At 62.7% G+C, this 2,581-nt stretch carries 3 protein-coding genes; 1 reads left to right on the top strand and 2 read right to left on the bottom strand.

The annotated features are described in order from the left end of the window. Positions 1–163: 163 nt before the first annotated feature. Positions 164–391, bottom strand: a complete 228-nt coding sequence (locus tag AB4Z42_RS28285) for a hypothetical protein (protein WP_442011539.1) — start codon at positions 389–391, stop codon at positions 164–166. 279 nt (positions 392–670) lie between these two features. Next, positions 671–2,131, bottom strand: coding sequence for a hypothetical protein (locus AB4Z42_RS28280; RefSeq protein WP_442012560.1), 1,461 nt, complete (start codon positions 2,129–2,131; stop codon positions 671–673). On the opposite strand from AB4Z42_RS28280, the gene AB4Z42_RS28275 reads away from it, so the two are divergent. Continuing rightward, the coding region (locus tag AB4Z42_RS28275; protein ID WP_442012559.1) for a hypothetical protein at positions 2,124–2,581 on the top strand (458 nt) is incomplete at its 3' end. The two genes, AB4Z42_RS28280 and AB4Z42_RS28275, sit on opposite strands and share 8 nt — an antisense overlap.

Genomic DNA, 2,581 nt, shown 5'->3' with positions numbered 1-2,581 from the left:
CCGCTCCCATCCCTCCGGTGCCGACCAACCCCACTACGCCGAGCGAAAAGGCGAGGGATCCAATCCGCAGCGCCTGCTTTTGTGAATTCACTTATTCTCCGAGTGCGGCACTGGACCCCTGACCAGCGCGAATGGTCAATTGCCTTTTAATCGGTGCGAAACGTCAGTTGCTCAGGAACAGGTAGAACAGGCCGTCGTCACCGGGCCGGCAATCCCAATGTGTGTAGTCGGCGTCGTTGCGCGCGATCTCGACCGCTGGGCCGTCTGCCTGGCAGGCCTCGAGCGTGGCGTAGTTGCCCTCCACCTGAACCTCGTCGGCCTGGGCCACACCCAGCCCGAGCGTCAGCAACGCACCCGCGGCCAGCGCTGCGGCAGCAATCGTCCTCTTCATACTGTTTCCCCTTGAGTTGATTTGGCGGCCGCACCGCGGCTCGCCACTATTAACGCAGGCGTTAGGCAGAAAGCCCACAGGAAATCTTTTAGTTCATCTGTTTAGACGACATTCGTCAAGCTCAACGTGCAGGCGGCCGCCCCCTGTCGACAGAGTTAGCGAACGTCAGAGATATTCGACACCGAAGATGTCGTCCTGGATCTCGGGCGGCCGGAATGGCGGCTGAAACACCGATCCCCCCGCGAGCCAGGACGCGGGGGGACCGGGGATCAGCTGTCTCTATGTGACGCTGACGAGGACGCCCGAGATGTTGTTCGATGCCGGTCCCGGCACCGGCGCGAGCTCCGCGATGATGGTTTCGTAACTGTCGGTCTGCCACGCCTTCATGAAGGCGTCCAGCGAAACCTTCATGTTCTTACCCCTGTTGACCCCGTTGTCGTCTTCGCCGAATCCGCTGTCGTTGAGGTAGACGTGTCTTGTGTCCCAGTCGATGCCGGTGACCATCACCTGATGGTCTGAAGCGGAAACGCCGTCGGGCAGCGGGTTGCTCTCGAAGTCAGCCCAAATGGTGCCGCCGTGAAGGCCGACCGACACCGCCTTGTTTGCTTCCAGCGCAAACGCCACCGCCCTCAGCGCAAATGCGCCCTCCGCTTTGTCATAACTCGTGAGCGTGGCCGTAATGCCATGGTTCTCCATGAGTTTGACGGCATCTTTGATGTCGACACCGTCTTGGCTCTGCAGGCCCTGGTACATCTTCTGGCCCGGGTTTGCAACGCTGTCGGTGGCCACCGCTTCGGCGACGATTGCGTCTTCGGTTGGCAGATTTCCCGTCAGTTGGCCGATGACCATCGCCGTCGCCATCAGGACACAGTTCTGCGACGACTGCGCACGGAAGTACTGCTGATTCGTCGTCGGATCGCCTGAGACCCCGCGGAAGTGCTCCGGAGCGGCGAACCACTCCGACAAGCCATGGATGAAGTTCGTGACTGCGAAGGAGATGTAGTTGACGAATTCCGTCACCACGACCGCTGCGGTGTTGACGAGTTCGGAGACCACGAATGCCGCGCTGCCGACGAGCGCCCCCAGCGGATCCGCCGCGGCTTGCTCGTCAAGCTGTTCGTTGAACTTCTCGATGCGCTCGGCTTGTGCCTCGTTGAAGGCCGTTATCCGCTTGCCCTGATTCCTGTGGAACGCCGCGGCCAGTTCTTCCGACGAGGCAGTCGTCTCTAGGTCGATGGGTAACAACCAGGACGGCGGTGGCGGTTCAGGTGTCGACTCGGCGGTCAGAAGCATCGGCCCCGTGTCGTCGTTCAGTGGGGCGAACATCTGCTCGAGATCGCGGCGCATCAGATCGAGCGAGCCCAGCATGACCCCGGGCAGCGGTGGTGCGATGGGTCCATTGGTCGACAAGTCGACGTCGGTGAGTAGACCGGAATTCAGATCGATCGCGGTCAGCGAGGGCACGGGATCGCCGGAGTCTGCTGCCGGCGGCAGGTCGACGACCAGGGTGACTGTGTTCGGATCGGTGATCGTCGCGACGTCTGTGCCACTGCCCGAGACCGTGAGGTCGGTCGCGCCCAGGCCGCTGGTGTCCGCGCCTGACTGAGTGCCGGTTGCGCCGAATGTGACGACGGGGTTGTTGTCCTGCGACGTAGTTGCCGACGGGTCCTGCAGGTCCGATCCGCGGTTCCGTGAATCCCGTTCCTGCTCGTCGTCGGTCACGACCGGGGGAGTGAGCACCGGATTATCCACCGGCACAAAAGAATCGGTCGAGGTGTCGTCGCTCGCGTCCTCTGGCGTGGTGGTCGATCCCGAGGTGGTGGTTCCCGTGTTCTGCGAACCGTCGGACGGACTTTGCGTGCCGCCGCTCACCGAGGATTCGCCGGGTCGTGTCGACGACGGATCTGAACCCACGGTGGAGACAGGGCCCGAACCCGAGGTGGTCGAACCGGAGGGACTGCCCGACGAGCCCGACTCCGTGCCGGTGGTCGTCGACCCCGACGATGTGGTCGTCGACCCCGGCGACGACGTCGTCGACGACGAGTCTGTCGATGAGTTCGTCGACCCGGGGGATGAGTTCGACGATTCAGATGAGCTCGATGACGAGTCTGAATCGTTCGGTGCGGCGAATGCCGCTCCCATCCCTCCGGTGCCGACCAACCCCACTACGCCGAGCGAAAAGGCGAGGGA

Origin of the sequence: Mycobacterium sp. 2YAF39 (genome assembly GCF_052114565.1) — a bacterium.
Lineage (GTDB): Bacteria > Actinomycetota > Actinomycetes > Mycobacteriales > Mycobacteriaceae > Mycobacterium.
This window is presented reverse-complemented; position numbering and strand designations above follow the sequence as displayed.

Bases quoted from the DNA above. Each gene is read 5' to 3' on its own strand.
- AB4Z42_RS28285 (WP_442011539.1), bottom strand. From the start codon at position 391: ATGAAGAGGACGATTGCTGCCGCAGCGCTGGCCGCGGGTGCGTTGCTG.